The sequence below is a fragment of the Flavobacterium enshiense DK69 genome (genome assembly GCF_000498495.1).
GTDB classification, from domain to species: Bacteria; Bacteroidota; Bacteroidia; order Flavobacteriales; family Flavobacteriaceae; genus Flavobacterium; species Flavobacterium enshiense.
On sequence record NZ_AVCS01000009.1, the window covers coordinates 158,838 to 179,772 of the forward strand.

Genomic DNA, 20,935 nt, shown 5'->3' on the forward strand with positions numbered 1-20,935 from the left:
CATTGAACGCTTAAAGATACGGTGATTTCCCGATATTATTTTATTTCGAATGTCAGTTTCAGATTGACCCTGTAGTGTGTGACTTTGCCTTCGTCGTTCACAACAGCACTTTGCTCCTGAACATAAGCCGATCGGATATGTTTTAGTGTTTTGGCAGCTTCAGCTACTCCTTTACGGGTTGCTTCTTCCCAGCTGACATCCGAGCTGGATAAAATTTCAATTACTTTTAGGACTCCCATAATCTATTGTTTTTAAATGTTTTACCTGATAAAATTAAAAGGTAATCATGTTGAAAACAATTCCTATGGGAAGTTTTAGAGCAAAGGGCAGAATTATCCGTTAACCGCTTCTACTTTGATTTCCTGATCGTGAAGCATCTCTTTTAGCATGTTTTCGATACCGCTTTTCAATGTAAATGTTGATGACGGACAACCACTGCATGCACCCTGAAGGATCACTTTTACACGTTTTTCTTTTTCATCATATGATTGGAATGCGATGTTTCCGCCGTCTGACTGAACCGCCGGTTTTACGTATTCTTCCAAGATGTTTATGATCTGTTGTGAAATCGCATCAAGTTTGTCGAAATACGCTTCCTGTTGTTTTTCGTGGTTGGCTGTTTTTACAATTTGAGTTTCATCAATAATTGTTTTGCCTTCCTCGATGTATGTTTTAATGAAGGAACGGATTTCCTGTGTGATTTCTATCCAGTCAGCGATTTCGTATTTGGAGATGGAAACGTAATTTTCGTCGATGAACACCTCTTTAACGAATGGGAATCTGAATAATTCTTTGGCTAATGGTGAAACGGCGCTATCGTCGATATTTTTGCATTCCACTGCCGTTTTAGTCAGCATTTTGCTGGCTACGAATTTCATTACCGATGGGTTAGGAGTGGTTTCGCTGTAAACTGTTACCGGGATTTTTTTGTTATCCGAATCTTCTGTGTTTAGTATTTTACCGCCTTTGTCAACAAACGTTTCGATTTGCTCAGCTACCAGTTCCTTCACTTCGTGCCATTCCACGATTGAAAATTTTTCGATGGCGATGAAATTTCCTGAGATGTAAACCGTTTTTACAAACGGAAGGTAGAATAATTGTTTAGCGAGAGGAGACTGTGCGGTCTCATCTATGTTCTTGAATTCAAAATTCTGGCTTTTGGTTATGAAATCCGGGAATTCAAACTTTAATATGCTGGGATTCTGCGTTTCGCGTATGATTACTTTTTGCATGCTTTTGAGATTTTTTGCAAATTTAACGAAGTTATATGCTATGAATAATTATATTTGATTTTTTAAGGAAAAAATTAACACATCATTTTCTGTTTTTTCACATTAATTTGTGCAAAAAATAAATCGAGTGTTTTTGTTATTCAAAAATTTATATATTTGGGGGGTGTGAAAAATACCACTATTTTTTAAAACAAAACGACCCCTATTTTCAATAATAAAGAAATATGAACATACTGAAAAATCGCTTTTTAATTTTAGCTTTATTTTTGACCCAGCTATCATTCTCACAGGAGGGACTTCCTGTTTATTCAGATTATTTATCGGATAACTATTATTTGATTCACCCTTCTATGGCGGGAGCTTCGAACTGTGCAAAAGTAAGATTGACCGCTCGTCAGCAATGGTTTGGAGAGGCAGATGCACCAAGATTGCAAACATTAAGTTTTAATACATCTTTAGGTGATGAAGGAACTTCTGGTTTTGGAGCGATTGTGTTCAATGACCGTAACGGATACCATTCTCAAACTGGTGCCAAAGTTACATATGCGCATCATATCCGTTTTTCCGAAGGGAATGACGATTTGAATATGCTTTCTTTTGGAGCAAACGTGGGAATTATTCAGAGTAGATTGGACGAATCTGAATTTGAAGAATTTGATCCGGCTGTTGGAGGCACAAAGCAAAATTATACTTATTTCAATGTTGATTTGGGAATGTCTTATCACTTTGTTGATTTTTATGCTCATTTCACAGTGAAAAATGCGATTGAATCTAAGCGTGAAATTTATACGGATATCGAATTCGATAATCTAAGAAAATATATTGTTTCTGCAGGTTATACTTTTGGAAATGAAGAGGGGCTTTTATGGGAGCCTTCTGTAATGTTCCAGGCTTTTGAGCAAACCAAAGAGAAGTCCATTGATATAAACCTTAAGCTTTATAAGAATATGGAAGATTTTGGTAAAATCTGGGGAGGTCTGTCATACAGAAGAAGTTTCGAGGCTACTCAATTCTATGAAGGTGGTACTGTGGATGATCAAACGTTGCAATATTGGACGCCAATCGTTGGTGTAAATTACAAAAATTTCATGTTCGCTTACACATATTCTTATTTATCACAAGCTGTTAAATTCGATAACAGTGGTTTCCACCAAATTACATTAGGATTCAACTTTAACTGTAAACGTGAGCCTTACCACTGTAACTGTCCTGCAGTAAACTAATTAAAATTTAATATGTCCCGTTTATCGGGACTTTTTTTTGATATATTATGGCATTGATTAAAGAAGTCAGAGGAAAATATCCTCAAATACCGGAGGATTGTTATGTAGCGGAAAATGCTACTATAGTTGGTGATGTTACTTTAGGGGCGTCTTGCAGTATTTGGTTTAATGCTGTTGTACGCGGCGATGTTAACTCGATTACCATTGGAAATAAAGTGAATATCCAGGATGGAGCTGTAATTCATTGTACTTATCAAAAGCACCCAACTGTTATAGGGAATAATGTTTCCATCGGTCATAATGCTATTGTTCATGGTTGTACGGTGCATGATAATGTGTTGATTGGAATGGGAGCCATTGTTATGGATAATTGTGTTATCAATAGCAATACGATCATTGGCGCAGGATCTGTCGTTACACAAAATACTGTAGTTGAATCCGGGGCGATTTACGCGGGAATCCCTGCAAAGAAGGTGAAAGATATCAATGCGTCTGATTTCGCAGGAGAAATCGAACGTATATCGAATAATTACGTTATGTATTCCAGTTGGTTTAAAGAGGAGAATTAAAAATCCTTTTCAAATACATTTTCGGTGAATCCAAGTATGTCTTTAAGAACCTTTGAATCACTGTTGCAATAGAAAATCTGCTTTTTAGTTTCATCGAAGCTATTTAGCAGATTGTTTTTTATTAGGATGTTCTGGGTTTGCTTAGCCACTGCTTGTCCTGAATCAATTATTTTGATATGGTCCGGTAGGATCTTTTTGATTTGAGGAATCAGGTAGGGGTAATGGGTGCATCCTAAAACCAAATAGTCTATGTTGGCTGCAATCATTGGTTTGAGATACTCTTCCAAAAGTGTTGTCATTTCAGGCGAGTTTATTTTACCTTCCTCTACTAACTGAACAAGCCCATGTCCGATTTGTTCAATAATTTTTACGTTGGAGTAGGAGGCAACCGCTTTGCTGAAAAGTTCGCTGTTAATGGTTCCTTTGGTGGCTAAAATACCGATGGTTTGTGTCTGCGATTGATTTGCGGCAGGTTTAATGGCCGGTTCTATTCCTATGAATGGTACATTGTATTTGGCGCGCAGTTCTTTAATAGCATTTGTTGTGGCTGTATTGCAGGCAACTACAATTATTTTGCATCCGAGTTCTAACAGAATGTCTGTGTTTTTACAGCTTAATTCGATTATTTCCTCCTTCGGGCGTTGCCCGTAAGGCGCGTTTTTGCTGTCTGCAAGGTAAATAGTGTTTTCGTTGGGCAAAAGAGCGTGAATTTCTTTCCAGATGGAAGTTCCTCCTATGCCTGAGTCGAAGATGCCTATGGGGTTGTTACTGCTCATAAAACAAATGTAAAAAAAAACTGCTCTAACTTGAGAGCAGTTTGTTGTATTTAGGAAAATTTTATTAGAACCCTAATTCTTTTTTAACATCCGTCAATAAGCTTGGACCGTCTGCTACGATAACACCACTACCTGGAGTTGCATCAAGCACATATTGGAAACCTTTAGCTTTAGCTACTTTTTGAATAGCGGCTTTAGCTTTGTCCATGATTGGTTTTACAAGGTCCATTTCTTTTTGCTGTAACTCTTTCTGAGCAGTATCTCTGTATTGCTGGATGCGTTGTCCCATATCCTGCATTTCTTTTGCGCGGGTTTCGTTTACAGCCTCAGTTACTGTTGTAGCTTCTGATTCGTATTTTTTCATTTTATTTTGGTACTCAGTTACCATGGTTTTGTATTCGTTGTCATAAGTCTCGCTTATTTTCTTAACCTGAGCCTGAGCAGTTTTCATTTCCGGCATGTTAGTCATTAGCTCCTGAACATCGATATGAGCTACTTTTGCTTGTGCTGTAATGGTTTGGTTTGCACCGATGAATAGTGCTGCAGCGATAAGTAAAGTTTTTAATTGTTTCATTGTTAGAATAGTTATTAGTAATTTTTAATTTTTGTTTTGTTCTGTTTTATTTTCCTCTGTTTTGTTTTCTGCAGGTTTGCTTTCTCCTGTTTTGTTTTCTTCAGCTTTTGTTTTGTTTTCTTCAGCTTTCTTTTTTAAGGCTTCTTCTCTTTCTTTTTTGGCTTTTTCTCTGTCTTCTATAATTTTTTTACGTTTTTCTTCCAGTATTTTTTTTCTTTCTTCCAAAAGTTTCTGGCGCTCTTCAGCGGCTGTTTTCTTTTTTGCTTCGGCTTCCGCTTTTTTGTCGGTGTTTATTTCAGACTGTGTTTTTTCTTTTGGCTTTTCTTCTGAAGCTTTTTCTTCTACTGTTTTTCCATCAGCAGGTTTTTCCTCAGCAGTTTTTCCGTCTTTTGAATCCGGAGCCTTCCCGTCAGGGGTGTCTGTCGCAGGTTCTGTTGTTGTTTTTCCCTGTTTCTTTTTTCTTTCTTCTAAAAGTTGTTTTCTTTTTTCTTCAGCTTCTTTTTTCTTTTGATCGATAGCCTGTTTTCTTTCTTCTATAAGTTTTTCACGAGCCGCTTTTTTCTCGTCTAATTTTTTCTGTCTTTCTATCTGATCCGGATTTTCGGCTGCCATATCATCTAAAGCATCCTGTTTTTCCTGCTCCTTTATTTGTTTTTTAGACATTTGCTCTTTCTTCTGAGCACGCATTAAAGTTCGCAACACTCGGTCGCTTAAGTCGAATCGCTGATTGGCAAACAGCATGGTTAAATCCGATGACTTGTCGAATATAAAATCATATTTCTGAGCCGTAGCTATATCTTGTACCGCTGTAAAAACCTGATCCTGTATTGGCTTAATCAAGGTAGCTTTCTGAATCATTAAGTCACCATTAGGGCCAAATCTTTTTTGCTGGTATTCCAACAATTCTTTTTCAAGGAAAGCAATCGCTTCTTCTCTTTCCGCGATCAGCTCTTTGGTTAAAAGAACTTTTTCGGTATTTAAATTGTCTTTCAGTTTGTTTATCTCAGTCTTCTTAACTTCAATTTCCTGTTTCCAGGTTTGTGCTTTCTGTTCCAACTGGTTTTTGGCTTCGGCATATTCCGGAGCTTTCTCCAAAATATAATCCATATCAATATAACCTACCTTCACGCCTTTGCTTTGGGCGTTTGCAGTTAAAAAAGCGAAGCTTACAAGTACAAGTAAAAAATGTTTTCTCATAATGTTGATAAAGTTAATTTCAACTATCATGCCAAACTTTAAAACTGTTGGCCAATGATGAAATGGGTTTGCCATCCGCTTTTTTGGGTTTGTCCCGGAATAGCATCAAATCCGTGAGCAAAATCAATACCCAATAAACCGAAGGCCGGCATAAATACTCTCAAACCAACTCCTGCTGATCGTTTTAAAGAAAATGGCGTATAGTTCTTAAACGAATCAAAGGATGCACCTGCTTCTGCGAAGGTGAGGGCGTAAATGGATGCCGACTGTGCTAAAGTTATCGGATAACGTAATTCTAATGAAAACTTATTAAACACGGTCGCTCCAACCTGTTGTCCATATTTCGGACCTGGTTCTTCAATAATAGGGGCTAAGGACTGATTCGGATATCCTCTCAACTGAATCACCTCGCGGCCATCCATAGAGAAGTTCGCCAAACCGTCACCTCCTAAATAAAAACGTTCGAAAGGTACGAGGCCTCTTTCCTGGTTATAAGCACCAAGGAATCCGAATTCTCCTAAGGTACGTAAAACTAATTTTTCATACACTTTAGTATACCAGTCGGCTTTAAATTTTATTTTATAATATTCTAACCATTTGAAACGAATCTGATCCACTTTGGCCTGATCTGGGGCAGCTTGCGTGTAATCGGTACTTGGATTGCCTTGGCTGTCTAAAATTTGGTTTCCGTCCTCATCCAAATAGACTCCGTCTGCATTCTTTAATTTATTTTCCTCTAAATTACCTAAATTTCCGTAATCTACACCATTAAAAAGTGAATATGGAAGAGTAAATTTACCTGTAAGAGTAAATTCCGAACCATAAGTTGGGTAAATTGGGTTAAAACCTTTACTGTTTCTTGATAGTGCTACGGTATAGGTTAAGTTTCTTGAATCCCCATTACCAAAGGTAAAAAGACCATTAAAATAGTTATGTAGGTTATAGTACTGGAAGGATACCGATTGCGATAAAATAAAGTAATCATCCGGCACCGTTAATTTTTTAGCCATACCCACTGAAATTGCAGAAATGGTAAAGCTTTGTTCTTTCGTTACATCGCGTGTTGAATAGTTGTACAGATATTGTTTACTATGAGATAGGGAAGTTGAAAAACTTACCGGTTTCTTACCTCCCAACCAAGGCTCTGTAAACGATAAGCTGTACGTTTGGAAATAGGAACTACCTTGTAAACGCAGTGCCATTTTTTGACCATCCCCCATAGGAAGTGGTTTGTAAGCCTCTTTGTTGAATAGGTTTCTTATGGAGAAGTTGTTAAAGGAAAGCCCTAGGGTTCCGATAAAGCCACCTCCGCCGTAACCACCTTGTAATTCTACCTGGCTTGATCCTTTTTCAGCTACATTGTAATTGATATCTACAGTTCCGTCGGCTCCATTCGGTTTAACATCAGGTTTGAGCGCCTCCGGGTCAAAAAAGCCCAACTGACCTAGCTCGCGGATGCTTCGGATAACATTGTCCTTGCTCCATTTTTGACCTGGCTTGGTACGTAGTTCACGGTAAATAACATGGTCATTCGTTCTGTCGTTTCCGGTAATGGTAACTTTGTTGAAATAGGCAATAGGTCCTTCTGTGATTCGAATTTCAAAGTCGATAGTGTCGTTAGCCGTTTTTACTTCAACTGCATTTATGTTCGAGAATAAATAACCGTTGTTTTGGTATTCGTTTGTAAGATCTTCTCCGTCCGGTCTTGATTTATCGGCAATACGTTCCTGAAGCAATTTTCCGTTATAAACATCACCTTTTTTGATGCCTAATATTTGTTCAAGATGTTGGTTGTTGTATACCGTATTTCCTAAAAATCGGATGTCGCCAAAATAATATTTTTTCCCTTCTTCAAGTTTGATCTTGATGTCGACTGTATTTTTTTTCTTGTCGTAAGTTACCGTTTCATCAGTGATTCTTGCATCGCGGTATCCATTTTCCTTGTACTCGTCTATAACGGCAACCAAATCCTCGTTGTATTTGTCTTTGATGAATTTGGAAGATTTGTAGATGCGCATAGGATTCCAAATACTTTTTTCTTTAGTATTTGATAGCGTTCTTTTAAGTTTAGGTGTTGTGAATTCGGAGTTGCCTTCGAATACGATATTTTTGATTTTTACTTTTTTTCCGCGGTCAACATTAACCACCATGTTTACCTTGTTTTCGGTAGAATCGGGAATAGTGTTGATAGTTACTTTTGTATTGTAATAACCGTCTTTTTTGTATTTGTTTTCGATGTAATTTTTGGTGGTTGTCAAAAGATTTTCATTGACAACTTTATCTTTTTTAAGGTCGTTGTCTTTGATTAAATCGTCTACCTTTCCCTTTTTTACTCCCTGAAATTTGACTTCGTTTAGTTTTGGTAATTCGTTGATATTTAACTCTAGAAATATGCTGTCGTTCTGAATTTTTTCGACATAAAAGTTGATGTCATTGAAAAGGCCTAATTTCCAAAGTTTTTTAATGGCACTGCTGATTTCATCACCGGGAACGGTAATGGTTTCTCCTTTTTCCAGACCTGAAAATGTAACGATTGTCTGTTGGTTGTAGGTTATTTTACCGGTTACATCAACATTGGCAAGAACGTATTTTTTCCCAGCTTCGGGTGTGTTGTTATCTTGATCTTGAGCGTTTACAGTGGAAATACTTCCTAAAAATATAATTGCAAAAACTAGTCTTATAGTTTTTTGAAACATTCTGAAATTATTTAATTTGTTCACTTGTTTTTCCAAATCTTCGTTCTCTTTTTTGATAACTGATAATCGCGTCATATAAGTCTTTTTCTCTAAAGTCAGGCCATAATACATCAGTAAAATAGAACTCAGCGTAAGCAATTTGCCACAACAAAAAGTTGCTGATGCGGTGCTCACCACTAGTTCTAATTACTAGATCTACATCGGGTAGATCATGCGTGTAAAGATGCTGATTAATAATCGATTCATCAATATCGGTTATCGAAATTATGTTATTTTTAACTTTATCGCTGATGTTTCTTACAGCTCTCATGATTTCTTCACGGGAGCCATAACTTAAAGCAAGCGTTAAAGTCATTCGTTTGTTGTCTTTTGTTTTCTCGATTACGTCAAGTAATTCTTTCTTTACCGAAGCGGGAAGACTATCGAGATTTCCGATGGAATTCAAGCGGATGTCGTTCTTGGCAAGTGTTTTCAGTTCTCCCTTTAAAGAAGAAATTAAAAGTTTCATCAATGCTTCAACTTCTAATTTTGGTCGGTTCCAGTTTTCAGTTGAAAAGGCATAAAGGGTTAGGTTTTCGATGCCTAATTTGGCACAGCTTTCCACCACGGCACGAACCGATTTTGTTCCGCTTTCATGGCCAAAAGCGCGAAGCATTCCTTTTTGTTTTGCCCAACGTCCGTTCCCGTCCATGATTATGGCCAGGTGTTTGGGTAAATTATCTTTGTTTATATTTTCCGGTAAACTCATTTTATTCTGCGCAAAAACAAGGATTTTGTCCAAAAGTATACGTTAAAGTCACTCCTGTAAAAACGTACCAATCATTGCTGTTTAAATTTCCAAAACGTAAAGAAGCATAATCCGAATTACTAGGGTTGCTTCCGTCTAAATTATCTGTAAACGTATATTTCACACTGCTTTCCAATCCCAAAACAAAGCTGTTGGCGATTCGGGTTTTTACGCCCAAAGTCATCGGTATGGCTAAAGAATATTTGCTGTCGTCGGTTTTAGTTTGTCCATTCAGTACATACAATTCATCATAACGAAAACCGCTTATCCCTGTATATACATATGGTGTAAATAAAAAGCCGCTGTTATGCAGGTCAAAATCGAAGAAATTGAATTCTAAGCCGGCTGAGAGCTCTTTGATTTCGTTTTCAAAATTATAACCTCGCTTTTTTCTTGCCGAGGCATCTGAATCCAAATCGTCGGAGGTTATCTTTCCTTGGGTATACGAAATGCGATAGGAGTGTCGGGTACTTCGGTTCCATTTATATAAAACTCCGAAACTAAAATCCTTTGGCGCAATGTAAGTCGTCGGGCCAACATCCCCAATGTAATTGCTTCCGCCCAGAAAAACCCCCAATTCATGAATTTGCGCATTGGTTTGTGTCCAGAGCAGAAGAAAGAATACAGCTGTAAAGAGTCTCTTCATTTTGTTAAAATAGTGTGCAAATATAACAATATAGATTTCTAAACCATCTTTGTTATAGGATTTTCGCACCGTTAAATGTAATAAAATTCGAATTAATCTTTACCTAACGGAATTTGTGGGCTTTGTAGTATGAATCTGGGGGGTAAAATTCGTTTAATTGCGTTTGTCTTCTCCCCAAAGCAATTTGTTTCGCAATGTTTTCAGGAAGCCTTCTTCAGGAAAATCGACCATGTTTATGGTAAACGGGGCTTTTTTTATGTGAATCTCGTTTTCGTTGTCAATTGCCTTAGTGCCTGAGTCGAGTGAAACTAAAAATTGAGGTTCTCTTCCTGATACTTTGAGTTTTATTTCGGTTTCATCGCAAATCACTAAGGGACGGACATTTAAATTATGCGGGGCGATTGGTGTGATTACAAGGCATTTTGATTCCGGAGTGATTACGGGGCCGCCGCAGCTTAAATTGTATCCCGTTGAACCTGTTGGAGTCGAGATGATTAATCCGTCTGCCCAGAAAGAAGTCAGGTATTCGCCGTTCAGACAGGTCTCGATGGTAATCATCGATGTTGTGTTTTTGCGTGAAACGGTGATTTCGTTTAAGGCGACATTCAAATCGAAGATATCACAAGGGTCAGGGTAACATTCCAGGCTCAATAATGTTCTTTCAGATACCTTATAATTGCCCTCAAGTAAAAAAAGAATCGATTTTTCTACGGATTCACGTTGTACATTGGCCAGGAAACCCAAACGGCCAGCATTGATTCCAACGATGGGGATGTTTTTGTTTTTTACGAAAGTGGCCGCACGAAGCATGGTTCCGTCACCGCCGATACTGATGAAGAAATCGAAACCGTCATTTAGTTCAGTATGGTTTGAAAAAGTAGGTATTTCTTTTGCGAAAACGTTGTTCTCGGATAAGATGGCATGATAATTAGCTTCAAAAACCACTTCAGCGTTGTTTTTTTGAGTAACTGACAAAATCCTGTCGATGATGTCTTTGGTGTTTTGCTGATAGGTTTGTCCGTAAATCGCTAACTTCATAGAATGATTTTCTAATTACATATTTAAATATTTGTCCAGATAATCCGAACGGTCTTTCAGGTTATTCAGGTACGCATCTTCCTGGTGCTCAGTGATGATGTCATATTCGTATCTTCGGAATGTCTGAATGATTTCGTTCATTCCTCCAAGGCTAAGTTTTAGCGTGATCTGTACTTTTTCCATATCATTATGGGAAATAAAAAGCCCTAGTAGTTTTGCATTGTTGCTCTCTACAATCTGAGCGATTTCGCTCATACTGTACTCTTTTATGCCTTTTTGGACTACAATGAAGCCTCCGTCTTCTCTCAGAAATGGTGTGTCGTGAAAACATTTGATTACATCTGCAATTTCATAATATCCGATGTAGGTATTGGTTTCATCTAAAATAGGGACGACGTTGGTTTCGTTTTTTGCAAAAATTTCAAGTACATCCAGCCAAGGCATTGTGTTTCTCACAAAAAAACGTTCGAAAGTATAGCGAAATTCGCCAATTTTTCGGTCGCTGTCTAAAAGTTCGATATCCTCGGCACTGGCGCAACCAATATAAACGCCCTCTTCCAGAACAGGAAAATGGCTGTACGGGAATTCAAGAAATAGATCCTGAACCTTTTCAATGGTGTCTTCAATGTGAATCGGGTCGACCTCATTGTTGATATATTCGGTAATTTCACTCATAGCTTAAAAATCGAAATCGACTGCAAAATAATCAAAAAATAGGACATTTCAGCTTAATTTTACTTTGTATTTTTGTTGGAAAATTATTTTAGCATGACAAAATTATCTGTAAACATAAATAAAATAGCCACGCTGCGAAATTCCCGCGGCGGCAATGTGCCTAATCTGCTTCAGGTTGCAGTCGATGTTCAGCGTTTTGGAGCAGAGGGAATCACGGTGCATCCACGACCTGATGAACGCCATATCCGCTATCAGGATGCAAGGGATTTGGTTTCGGTTGTTTCGACTGAATACAATATTGAAGGAAATCCTCAGCATAATTTTATCGATTTGGTATTGGAGTGTAAACCGACGCAGGTGACTTTGGTGCCGGATGCTATTGGGGCGCTGACTTCAAATGCGGGTTGGGATACGGTAAAAAATCAAGCCTATCTGAAAGAAGTTATTGCTGAATTTAAAGCCAACGGGATTCGTACTTCTATTTTCGTGGATCCGGTTCTGGAAATGATTGAAGGTGCAAAAGAAACTGGTACCGATCGCATCGAATTGTACACAGAAGAATTCGCGCATCAGTACGGATTGGGGAATAAAAAAGGAATCGAACCATATATTGCTTCGGCGGTTTTGGCCAACGATCTTGGTCTGGGGATTAATGCAGGGCACGATTTGAGTTTGGATAATATTAAATTCTTCAAAGAAAATATTCCAGGGCTTTTGGAAGTTTCGATTGGGCACGCCTTGATTTCCGAATCGCTTTACCTCGGGTTGGAAAATGTGGTTAATATGTATTTGCAACGTTTGAAATAATGGAATTACACTCAAGAATAGAAGGCGAAGGACAGCCACTGATAATCATTCATGGTTTTTTGGGAATGTCAGACAACTGGAAAACATTAGGTACGCAGTTTGCTCTACAGGGATTTCAGGTGCACATGATCGATATGCGTAACCACGGAAAAAGTCCGCACTCTGAAGATTTCACATATGAGATTATGGCTCAGGATGTGTTTGATTATTGCGAAAAGTATCAATTGAAAAAAATAAACCTTATAGGGCATTCTATGGGAGGGAAGATTGCTATGCTTTTTGCTACAACTTATCCTGAAAAAGTAGTTAAGCTTATTGTTGCCGATATCGGTCCGAAATATTACGCACCACATCATCAAACTATTTTGGCAGGATTAAATGCGGTGGATTTTTCAACAAAACCAAGTCGGGCTGAAGTTGAAGAGACGGTTTCGAATTACATAAAAGACTTCGGAACACGGCAGTTTCTTTTAAAAAGTTTGTACTGGCTAGAGCCGGGGCAACTTGGGTTCCGATTTAACTTAGATGTTTTTAACCGAAAAATCGAAACCATCGGCAATGCGCTTCCGTTTGAAAATCATTTTGACGGCCCTGTTTTGTTCCTTCGTGGGGACAAATCCGATTATGTATTGGATTCGGATTTTGAAACTATTCGTCATCATTTTTCAGATGTTGAGGTAGTTACGATCAAAAATGCCGGACATTGGCTGCATGCCGAGAATCCAAAGGGTTTTTACGAGTCAGTTATGGCTTTTCTGAATAAATAAAACAGTTTTCTGTAAGGTGTTCGTTAAAATAGTATGTTTGCATAACATTTTTCTTAAAAAAATTGTAAAATCCATATTTTGTTATAAATTTGGAATAATCATTTAAGAAAATGACCAGAAACTAACTCCTATTTTATAACCTATGAGAAAACTATTATCCTTAACATTATTGGCTTTAGCGTCGACTTCTGTATTTGCGGGAGGGTATCGCGTGAGTTTACAAGGGCAGAAGCAGCTAGCAATGGGGCATACCGGCGTGGCTGTTGTGAATAGTGCCGAAGTCTTGTTTTTTAATCCTGCGGGGATTTCTTTTTTGGAAGATAAATTCAATGCTTCTATCGGAGGCAATCTTCTTTTTGCAGAAACAAAATTCCAAAATGAAACCTATAATTGGCAAAATTCTACTGATAATATGGGGACGCCATTCAGTATATATGCTTCCTATAAAATAAACAAATGGTTGTCGGCAGGTATTGCTGTCTATACACCATATGGTAGTGAAGTGGAATGGGATCGGGATTGGCAGGGTTCACATCTGGTAAACAGAATCGATTTAAAAGCGATTTATATTCAGCCTACCGTTTCATTTAAGGTGAATGATGCGTTTGCAATTGGGGGTGGTCCTATCTATGTTATCGGGTCGGTGGAGTTTAACAAAAACCTGAACAGAAGTTTGACCGATGAAAGCGGAAACCGATCAGACGTGTCACTGGATGCCAACGGGATTAACGCTTGGGGCTATGCTGCCGGATTTATGTTAAATCCTTGTAAAGAGATGCGTCTAGGGGTGAATTATCGTTCTGAAATTATTATGGAAGCCCGTGGAGGTATGGCTGCTTTTAATGAAATTCCAGTTTTTTTGCAAGAAAAGTTTTCGAATACTACTTTCAGCGCTGATTTGCCGTTGCCGGCTGAATTAACGGCGGGTTTGTCTCTTAATCTTACGGATAAATGGATGATTGCTTTCGATTACAACAGAACGATGTGGAGTGCTTATAAAGACTTGACCATTGATTTCGATAATAGTGTAGAGACTTCAGTAAATCCAAGAAATTACCAGAATACTAATACGTACCGTGTAGGAACGCAGTATGAAGCAACTGATAAATTTACGTTCAGAGCGGGATGGTATAAAGATGAAAGTCCGATTGCGTCAGGTTATTTTGCTCCTGAAACACCTCGTAACGATTCAATGGGGTATACAGGAGGTTTGACTTACCAAATCAATAAAAATTTAGGTGTTGATGCTTCATTCTTGTATTTACATTTTGATGAGATTGATGCGTCTTATGATCATTACCAGGAAACGACTTTGGTTAACGGACAAGCTGTTACCAGTACAATTCCGTTTGGAGGTACTTATAAGTCAACGGTTTTCTCTCCGGGTGTTGGTGTAACGTATAGCTTCTAAATCATTTAAAGGAAATTAAGATGAAAAATAAATTTATATATTTTGCAGTAATTGCAGCTTTGGGTTTGGCATCGTGCGAACCTGAATTTGAGACTGAGGTTAGCGATGCTTCTTACTCATCCGGAGAGGCGGATTTCTCTTCTTATGTGGCTATCGGGAATTCCCTTACGGCTGGTTTTATGGATAATACGGTTTCCCGCGGTGGTCAAGCGTATTCTTATCCAAACCTTTTGGCCAAGCAGTTTAAGATTGTTGGAGGTGGTGAATTTACTCAGCCTTCGTTTGCGGACGACGTGAATAATCTGGGAGGCCTGACTTTGGGCGGACAGGTGATAAGAGGAACCCGACTGGTAATTGACTACTCCGTAAAACTTCCTGAACCTATTGCCGGAACCCCGACAATTGAAGTTTCAGCAGGCGTTCATGGGGCAGTTAATAATATGGGTGTGCCTGGTGCAAAATCGTTCCATTTATTGGCGCCGGGTTATGGTAGTCTTGATGGCGTGGTTCCAGGGACGGCTAATCCGTATTTTGTTCGACACGCCTCATCTCCGACTGCAACGGTCTTGGGAGATGCGATGTCTAAAAAACCAACGTTTTTCACTAATTGGATTGGTTCAAACGATGTGCTGTCTTATGCTACTTCCGGAGGTGTTGGAGTAGATCATAATGCAACCGGAAATATGGATCCTTCGACTTATGGGGGTAATGATATTACGAATGCTACTGTATTTGGAGGTGTTTATACGCAAATAGTTAATACCTTAACTTCTGCAGGGGCGAAAGGAGTGGTCTGTACTATTCCGAGTGTTACAGCAATTCCGTTCTTTACAACTATACCTTATAATCCGTTAACTGTCGTAACTGTGGCAGGAGGTAATCAGGCAGCTTACGAGGCGACTATCAATGCTTTGAATACGCAATTGTATGGTCCGCTAAAACAAGTTTTGACTGCTTTCGGTGCCGGAAACAGAATTAAATTATTGTCTACCACATCGGCAAATCCTTTGTTGATTAAAGATGAAACACTTCCGGATTTAAAAGATCAGTTGACAGCGGCACTTACTCCGATGTTTGGTCCGGAAGTTGCTGCGGATTTTGGTGAGGCGTTTGGGCAGGCAAGACAGACCACTGCCCAGGATTTAGTTCTTTTAACTACAAGACCGGTAATTGGAACAGCTCCTGAAGATGTTCCTGCTCTGATTAACAAGTATGGTATTACCTATCCGTTGGAAGACAATCATATTTTGATTCCATCTGAAAAAACGGCTATTGCAGATGCAACTTCGGCTTATAATGCGGCAATTAAATCAGCTGCTGCTACCAAAGGTCTTGCGGTTGCCGATATGAATGCAGTTATGAATAAGTTGGCAAACGGATTGCGATTGGACGATGGTCAGATTTATACGGCTGATTATTTTACATTAGCTGGTAGTCTGAATAACTACAGTACGGTATTGTTCTCTTTGGATGGAGTGCATCCGAATCCGAGAGGCTATGCGGTGCTTGCCAATGAAATTATCAAAGTAATCAACTCTCATTATAAAGCGAAACTGCCGATTCATGAAGTAGGAGGCTTCCCGGGGATTACCATATTGGGATCCAACTAAAAAATATTAGTTTGAAAAAAGCGCTGAATTTTCAGCGCTTTTTTTATTTTTACCGCCTTTAAAATAATTCCGTGAAACCGGCTGATTGTAAAATACAAATTAGAGTATCCTCTGATATTCCGGTTTCTGAAAAAAACACCATTTACATATGAAAAATTTACTTGTCCGACTTTTGATTACAACAATTCTGATTATTGTTTTGTCGTATTTTCTACCGGGTATTGACGTTACTTTCAAGGCGGCTTTAATAACAGCAGTAGTGTTGGGGTTGCTTAATACATTTCTGAAGCCTATTTTGGTGTTTTTTACCTTGCCAATCACCTTGATGACGTTGGGGTTGTTTTTGTTGGTTATCAATACCTTTATGGTTTTGCTGGCAGACTATTTGATTGACGATTTTACAGTCAAACCGAACATATTTGTTAATGCTTTTATTTTTAGCGTTGTGCTGTCTTTGAGTCAGTGGTTTTTGAATCTGTTTGTTAAAGATTAATTTTAAGGCGGTGTTGTTTGTCTTATGAAAGACAGTTTTTCTGCTAAGAATAGTGAATATTTATTCGTTTTTTGTTGTCTTTCGGCCTAAGAAATGCGAATAATTATAATCAAATGAATGACAATAAGTTAAAAACTTGGTTGGGTTGTAAAAAATCTATATTTTTGCGACCCTATTTTAGTATGTAAAAAAAGTAAATAATGAATATTACAAGAAACAACGTAGACGCGTTAAATGCGATTGTAACGGTGGAAGTTACAAAAGACGATTATGCAGGTCAGGTAGAAAAAGTATTGGCTGATTACCGTAAGAATGCTAGTATTCCGGGATTCCGTAAAGGTGCTGTGCCAATGAGTTTAATCAAAAAGCAATATGGTAAAGCAGTTCTTTTGGATGAGGTGAACAAGTTGTTGCAAAATTCATTAAACAATTATTTGGTTGAAGAGAAATTGGATATTTTGGGGAACCCACTTCCTAAAGTAACTGAAGATTTCAACTGGGATGCTGAAGATTATAAGTTCGAATTCGAATTAGGTTTGGCTCCTGAGTTCAATGTGGATTTAACTGCAAAAAATAAAATTACAAAATATACCATTGTTGCTGACGATAAAATGTTAGACGAACAAGTGGAGCGTATTCAGAAACAATACGGTAAATTGATTTCAAAAGAAAAAGTTGAAGAAGGTGATGATATCAGAGGAACTTTCTCTAACGAAGAAAAAGGAATCAACAATTCTGTAAATATTTCTTTGGATATTTTCAAAAGAAAAACAGATGTTAAGAAATTCATCGGTAAAAAAGTTGGTGACGTAGTTGCTTTAGGAACAAAAGGTCTTTTTGACGATGATCACAAATTAATGGATTACCTAAGAGTAGATCACGACGATGTTCATGGATTGGATGTCGAAGTTAACTTTACTGTTGAGGAAATCAACACATCAGAGAAAGCTGAATTAAACCAAGAGTTATTCGATAAATTATTTGGAGCTGGAAACGTGACTTCAGTTGAAGAAGTAAAAGCGAAAATCAAAGAAGATGCAGAACAGCAATTCGCTGCTCAGGCAGATCAGAAATTCTTAAACGATGTTACTGAGTTCTTAATCGAAAATACAAAATTTGATTTACCGGCTGAATTCCTTAAAAAATGGATCCAAACTGTTGGTGAGAATCCTTTAACTGAGGAGCAGGCAGAAGAAGAGTATGCAAAATCAGAAAACGGGTTACGTTACCAGTTAATCGAAGGAAAAGTTATCGTAGAAAATAATTTACAAACTACTTTCGATGAATTAAAAGACTTCACTGCTGATTTGATCAAAAAACAAATGGCGCAATTCGGTCAAATGAACCCGACTGATGCTGATGTTGATGGTATCGTGGCACGAGTGTTGTCAAATCAAGAAGAAGTAAAGCGTCTTTCTGAGCAGATCATGAGTCAGAAGATGGTAAACTTGTTCAAAGAAAAAGTTTCTGCTACCACTAAAGAAGTTTCTTATCAAGACTTTATTAAAGAAATGTACGGAGAATAATTTTTCATAAAAAATAAGTATATTTGAGCGTCAGACATTTGTTTGGCGCTTTTTTTAACCTTATAAACCAATAAAGTTTACGATATGAATTACGGTAAAGAATTTAAAAAATATGCCACGAAGCATCACGGAGTGAACAGTATGTATTACGATAAAATCGTAGGAAGTATGACTCCGTACATTATAGAAGAACGTCAGTTAAATGTAGCGTCAATGGATGTGTTTTCCCGTTTGATGATGGACAGGATCATTTTTTTAGGTACAGGTGTTGATGATTATGTGGCAAACATTATTCAGGCGCAATTGTTGTTTTTGGAAAGTGTGGATGCTTCAAAAGATATCAGTATTTATATTAACTCGCCGGGAGGTAGTGTATATGCCGGATTGGGGATTTACGATACCATGCAGTTTGTTAAACCGGATGTGGCAACTATCTGTACAGGAATGGCAGCTTCCATGGGGGCAGTTTTGTTATGTGCGGGTGCGGACGGAAAACGTTCGGCATTACCGCATTCTCGAGTGATGATTCACCAGCCGTCAGGAGGGGCACAAGGTGTTGCTACTGATATGGAAATTAATTTGAAAGAGATGTTGAAATTAAAAGAAGAATTGTATCAGATCATTTCGCATCATTCAAAACAACCTTTCGAGAAGGTGTTTAAAGACAGTGAGAGAGATTACTGGATGAAGTCTGAAGAGGCTAAAGAATACGGTATGATCGATGAGGTTTTGAGAAGAAGTTAAATTAACGCAAGTTAAAAGTTAAAGGGCTTAAAGTCAGGAATATACTTTGTAAATTTGCACAAAAATAAAAATATGGCTAAAGAAGTTTTAGAGTGTTCTTTTTGCGGAAGGAAAAAGCCAGAAACCAATTTGCTGATCGCTGGTATCAATGCGCACATCTGTGATAAATGTATTGAACAGGCACACGGCATTGTATTGGAAGAATTAAAACAAAGCGGAGCCTCCGGATTGCTTACCGATTTGGTATTGAACAAGCCGAAGGAAATCCGTGCGTTCCTGGATCAATATGTGATTGGTCAGGATCAAACGAAAAAAGTATTGTCCGTAGCGGTGTATAATCACTATAAGCGTTTGTTGCAAAAGCAATTTGACGATGAGGTTGAAATTGAAAAAAGCAACATTATCATGGTTGGGCAAACGGGTACCGGAAAAACTCTGGTGGCTAAAACGATTGCCAAAATGCTTAATGTTCCACTTGCCATCGTTGATGCTACTGTATTAACAGAAGCTGGATATGTGGGAGAGGACGTAGAAAGTATTTTAACCCGATTGTTGCAGGCGGCCGATTATGATGTGGCTAAAGCCGAAAGAGGAATCGTTTTTATCGACGAAATTGATAAAATCGCCCGTAAGAGTGATAATCCATCTATTACACGAGATGTTTCCGGAGAAGGCGTGCAACAGGCTTTGTTGAAGCTGCTGGAAGGGACTGTTGTGAATGTTCCGCCTAAAGGTGGTCGTAAGCATCCGGATCAGAAGTTTGTAGAGGTAAATACCCAGAATATATTATTTATTGCCGGAGGAGCTTTTGATGGTATTGATCGTATCATCTCCAAACGTCTGAATCGTCAGGCTGTTGGATATGGTTCGTCTAAAAACACAGATGCTATCGATAAGGATAATTTGCTGCAGTATATCATTCCGAAAGACATTAAGGATTATGGATTGATTCCTGAGATTATCGGACGTCTTCCTGTGTTGACTCATATGGATCCGTTGGATAAAGCTACGTTGAGAGCAATCTTAACAGAGCCTAAAAATGCCTTGGTGAAACAGTATAAAAAACTGTTTGCTATGGACGATGTGGAGTTTGCGATTTCGGACGATGCTCTGGATTTTATAGTGGATAAAGCTTTAGAATACAAATTAGGGGCACGTGGATTGCGTTCGCTTTGTGAGGCTATCTTAACCGATGCGATGTATGATTTGCCAAGCTCTGATGAAACCAGTTTGTTTATTGATAAAGAATATGCGGAACATTCGCTGAGTAAAAATTTGCTTCAGCGTTTGCAGGCTGCATCCTAATAAAAGAATCCCGACTTGTTCGGGATTTTTTTATGTTTTAATCGAAAAATATTTCCTCCGAGAAGTCCAGGATTTCAGATTCAGCGAAGTTGTTTTTCATTTCGTCCAATCCTTTGGAAAGAAGTCGCTCGGTAGTGAATTTTCTGCTGATGCCGTGTATGTGGTCTTTGTATATCAGTTTAAAGAAAAACTTTCCTGCAGGGGTCTTGAATTTCAAAAAAGCGGTATTTATGATGCGCTCTTTTAGAAAAAGGATGTCTTTCTCACAGTCTTGCTTGGTTTTGTAACTCTGACTTGTAAAAATGGTTTTTCCTCTTCGGGAATTGAATTCGAATTTGATAAGTCCGTTCTCTTTTCTGCTGATGACGAAAGTTCCCATTTGTAGTGCTTGTTTAAAGGCTGCAAAAATATAAAAGTCTCGATATAACACGAGACTTTTTATTTAACTAAATGTTGTTTTTTGTTCTTTTTGATTCGTTAGGTTTTTACTGTCCGACTGATCTGTTTGTTAGGCAGGTTTGCTTCGTGTCTGCAAAAAACTTGAACAATTTTACTTGTGACAAAAAATGAAAATTATGGGAATAAAAAAAGCTCCAAACATAGTTTGAAGCTTTTGTACTCAAGGCGGGACTTGAACCCGCACGGACTAATGTCCACTGGATTTTAAGTCCAGCGTGTCTACCAATTCCACCACTCGAGCATTATATTGGTTTGAGCGAAAAACGGGGTTCGAACCCGCGACCTCAACCTTGGCAAGGTTGCGCTCTACCAACTGAGCTATTTTCGCATTGTCATCTTTTTAAAGAACCGCAACACTTGTTCTGTATTGCGAGTGCAAATGTAACACATAAATTTAATT

Annotated in this window: 21 protein-coding genes and 2 tRNA genes; 10 read left to right on the forward strand and 13 right to left on the reverse strand. The window is 38.2% G+C overall.

The window, feature by feature from the left end:
• Positions 1–35: 35 nt before the first annotated feature.
• Both FEDK69T_RS06590 and FEDK69T_RS06595 read right to left on the reverse strand, forming a co-directional pair.
• Positions 36–239: a dodecin family protein gene (locus tag FEDK69T_RS06590; protein ID WP_023573373.1), complete on the reverse strand. Its 204-nt coding sequence runs from the start codon at positions 237–239 to the stop codon at positions 36–38.
• 93 nt (positions 240–332) lie between these two features.
• A complete protein-coding gene (locus tag FEDK69T_RS06595) occupies positions 333–1,232 on the reverse strand; it encodes a NifU family protein (protein ID WP_023573374.1) in 900 nt (299 codons plus the stop codon).
• 224 nt (positions 1,233–1,456) lie between these two features.
• Here FEDK69T_RS06595 and FEDK69T_RS06600 point away from each other — a divergent pair, with 224 nt between their 5' ends.
• Together FEDK69T_RS06600 and FEDK69T_RS06605 are read left to right on the forward strand one after the other, a co-directional pair.
• Positions 1,457–2,455: a PorP/SprF family type IX secretion system membrane protein gene (locus FEDK69T_RS06600; protein WP_023573375.1), complete on the forward strand. Its 999-nt coding sequence runs from the start codon at positions 1,457–1,459 to the stop codon at positions 2,453–2,455.
• A 47-nt stretch (positions 2,456–2,502) separates the two neighbouring features.
• Entirely contained in the window at positions 2,503–3,024 is a 522-nt protein-coding gene (locus FEDK69T_RS06605) for a gamma carbonic anhydrase family protein (RefSeq protein ID WP_023573376.1), read from the forward strand.
• Here FEDK69T_RS06605 and murI read toward each other — a convergent pair.
• The 8 genes from murI to FEDK69T_RS06645 all read right to left on the reverse strand — a co-directional run bounded on the left by murI (position 3,021) and on the right by FEDK69T_RS06645 (position 11,413).
• The gene (gene murI / locus FEDK69T_RS06610; protein WP_023573377.1) at positions 3,021–3,800 is read right to left on the reverse strand and encodes a glutamate racemase; all 780 of its coding nucleotides are present in this window, start codon (positions 3,798–3,800) and stop codon (positions 3,021–3,023) included. The genes FEDK69T_RS06605 and murI overlap by 4 nt on opposite strands.
• Before the next feature lie 64 nt (positions 3,801–3,864).
• Positions 3,865–4,374, reverse strand: coding sequence for an OmpH family outer membrane protein (locus tag FEDK69T_RS06615; protein ID WP_023573378.1), 510 nt, complete (start codon positions 4,372–4,374; stop codon positions 3,865–3,867).
• 24 nt (positions 4,375–4,398) lie between these two features.
• Positions 4,399–5,571: an OmpH family outer membrane protein gene (locus tag FEDK69T_RS06620; RefSeq protein WP_081711708.1), complete on the reverse strand. Its 1,173-nt coding sequence runs from the start codon at positions 5,569–5,571 to the stop codon at positions 4,399–4,401.
• Positions 5,572–5,609: 38 nt separating this feature from the next.
• The gene (bamA, locus tag FEDK69T_RS06625; protein WP_035630092.1) at positions 5,610–8,342 is read right to left on the reverse strand and encodes an outer membrane protein assembly factor BamA; all 2,733 of its coding nucleotides are present in this window, start codon (positions 8,340–8,342) and stop codon (positions 5,610–5,612) included.
• Entirely contained in the window at positions 8,275–9,015 is a 741-nt protein-coding gene (locus tag FEDK69T_RS06630; protein WP_023573381.1) for an isoprenyl transferase, read from the reverse strand. Before FEDK69T_RS06630 ends, bamA begins: the two co-directional genes overlap by 68 nt.
• A 1-nt stretch (position 9,016) precedes the next feature.
• On the reverse strand, positions 9,017–9,700 hold the full coding sequence (porG, locus tag FEDK69T_RS06635; RefSeq protein ID WP_035630090.1) for a type IX secretion system protein PorG: 684 nt from the start codon (positions 9,698–9,700) through the stop codon (positions 9,017–9,019).
• Positions 9,701–9,853: 153 nt separating this feature from the next.
• Positions 9,854–10,738, reverse strand: a complete 885-nt coding sequence (locus tag FEDK69T_RS06640; protein ID WP_023573383.1) for an NAD kinase — start codon at positions 10,736–10,738, stop codon at positions 9,854–9,856.
• Positions 10,739–10,753: 15 nt separating this feature from the next.
• On the reverse strand, positions 10,754–11,413 hold the full coding sequence (locus tag FEDK69T_RS06645) for a CBS domain-containing protein (RefSeq protein WP_023573384.1): 660 nt from the start codon (positions 11,411–11,413) through the stop codon (positions 10,754–10,756).
• Between the two features lie 93 nt (positions 11,414–11,506).
• Here FEDK69T_RS06645 and FEDK69T_RS06650 point away from each other — a divergent pair, with 93 nt between their 5' ends.
• From FEDK69T_RS06650 to clpX, 8 genes are all read left to right on the forward strand, one after another.
• The gene (locus FEDK69T_RS06650) at positions 11,507–12,220 is read left to right on the forward strand and encodes a pyridoxine 5'-phosphate synthase (RefSeq protein ID WP_023573385.1); all 714 of its coding nucleotides are present in this window, start codon (positions 11,507–11,509) and stop codon (positions 12,218–12,220) included.
• Positions 12,220–12,987 (forward strand): alpha/beta fold hydrolase, encoded by a 768-nt coding sequence (locus FEDK69T_RS06655; protein ID WP_035630089.1) that lies wholly within the window; start codon positions 12,220–12,222, stop codon positions 12,985–12,987. Before FEDK69T_RS06650 ends, FEDK69T_RS06655 begins: the two co-directional genes overlap by 1 nt.
• A gap of 142 nt (positions 12,988–13,129) precedes the next feature.
• Positions 13,130–14,398 carry an OmpP1/FadL family transporter gene (locus FEDK69T_RS06660; protein WP_023573387.1) on the forward strand — a complete coding sequence of 423 codons (1,269 nt, stop codon included), beginning with the start codon at positions 13,130–13,132 and terminating at the stop codon, positions 14,396–14,398.
• Positions 14,399–14,418: 20 nt separating this feature from the next.
• Positions 14,419–16,008, forward strand: a complete 1,590-nt coding sequence (locus FEDK69T_RS06665) for an SGNH/GDSL hydrolase family protein (RefSeq protein WP_023573388.1) — start codon at positions 14,419–14,421, stop codon at positions 16,006–16,008.
• A 148-nt stretch (positions 16,009–16,156) separates the two neighbouring features.
• The gene (locus FEDK69T_RS06670) at positions 16,157–16,501 is read left to right on the forward strand and encodes a phage holin family protein (RefSeq protein WP_023573389.1); all 345 of its coding nucleotides are present in this window, start codon (positions 16,157–16,159) and stop codon (positions 16,499–16,501) included.
• Positions 16,502–16,701: 200 nt separating this feature from the next.
• Positions 16,702–18,027 carry a trigger factor gene (tig, locus tag FEDK69T_RS06675; protein WP_023573390.1) on the forward strand — a complete coding sequence of 442 codons (1,326 nt, stop codon included), beginning with the start codon at positions 16,702–16,704 and terminating at the stop codon, positions 18,025–18,027.
• Positions 18,028–18,111: 84 nt separating this feature from the next.
• Entirely contained in the window at positions 18,112–18,771 is a 660-nt protein-coding gene (clpP, locus tag FEDK69T_RS06680; protein WP_023573391.1) for an ATP-dependent Clp endopeptidase proteolytic subunit ClpP, read from the forward strand.
• Positions 18,772–18,843: 72 nt separating this feature from the next.
• Entirely contained in the window at positions 18,844–20,076 is a 1,233-nt protein-coding gene (gene clpX, locus FEDK69T_RS06685; RefSeq protein WP_023573392.1) for an ATP-dependent Clp protease ATP-binding subunit ClpX, read from the forward strand.
• A gap of 37 nt (positions 20,077–20,113) precedes the next feature.
• Here clpX and FEDK69T_RS06690 read toward each other — a convergent pair whose 3' ends face one another.
• The 3 genes from FEDK69T_RS06690 to FEDK69T_RS06700 form a co-directional block, all read right to left on the reverse strand.
• Complete coding sequence (locus FEDK69T_RS06690) at positions 20,114–20,455, reverse strand: YegP family protein (RefSeq protein WP_023573393.1); 342 nt, start codon at positions 20,453–20,455, stop codon at positions 20,114–20,116.
• A gap of 237 nt (positions 20,456–20,692) precedes the next feature.
• Positions 20,693–20,776, reverse strand: a tRNA-Leu gene (locus FEDK69T_RS06695).
• A gap of 14 nt (positions 20,777–20,790) precedes the next feature.
• Positions 20,791–20,863, reverse strand: a tRNA-Gly gene (locus tag FEDK69T_RS06700).
• Between the last annotated feature and the right edge of the window lie 72 nt (positions 20,864–20,935).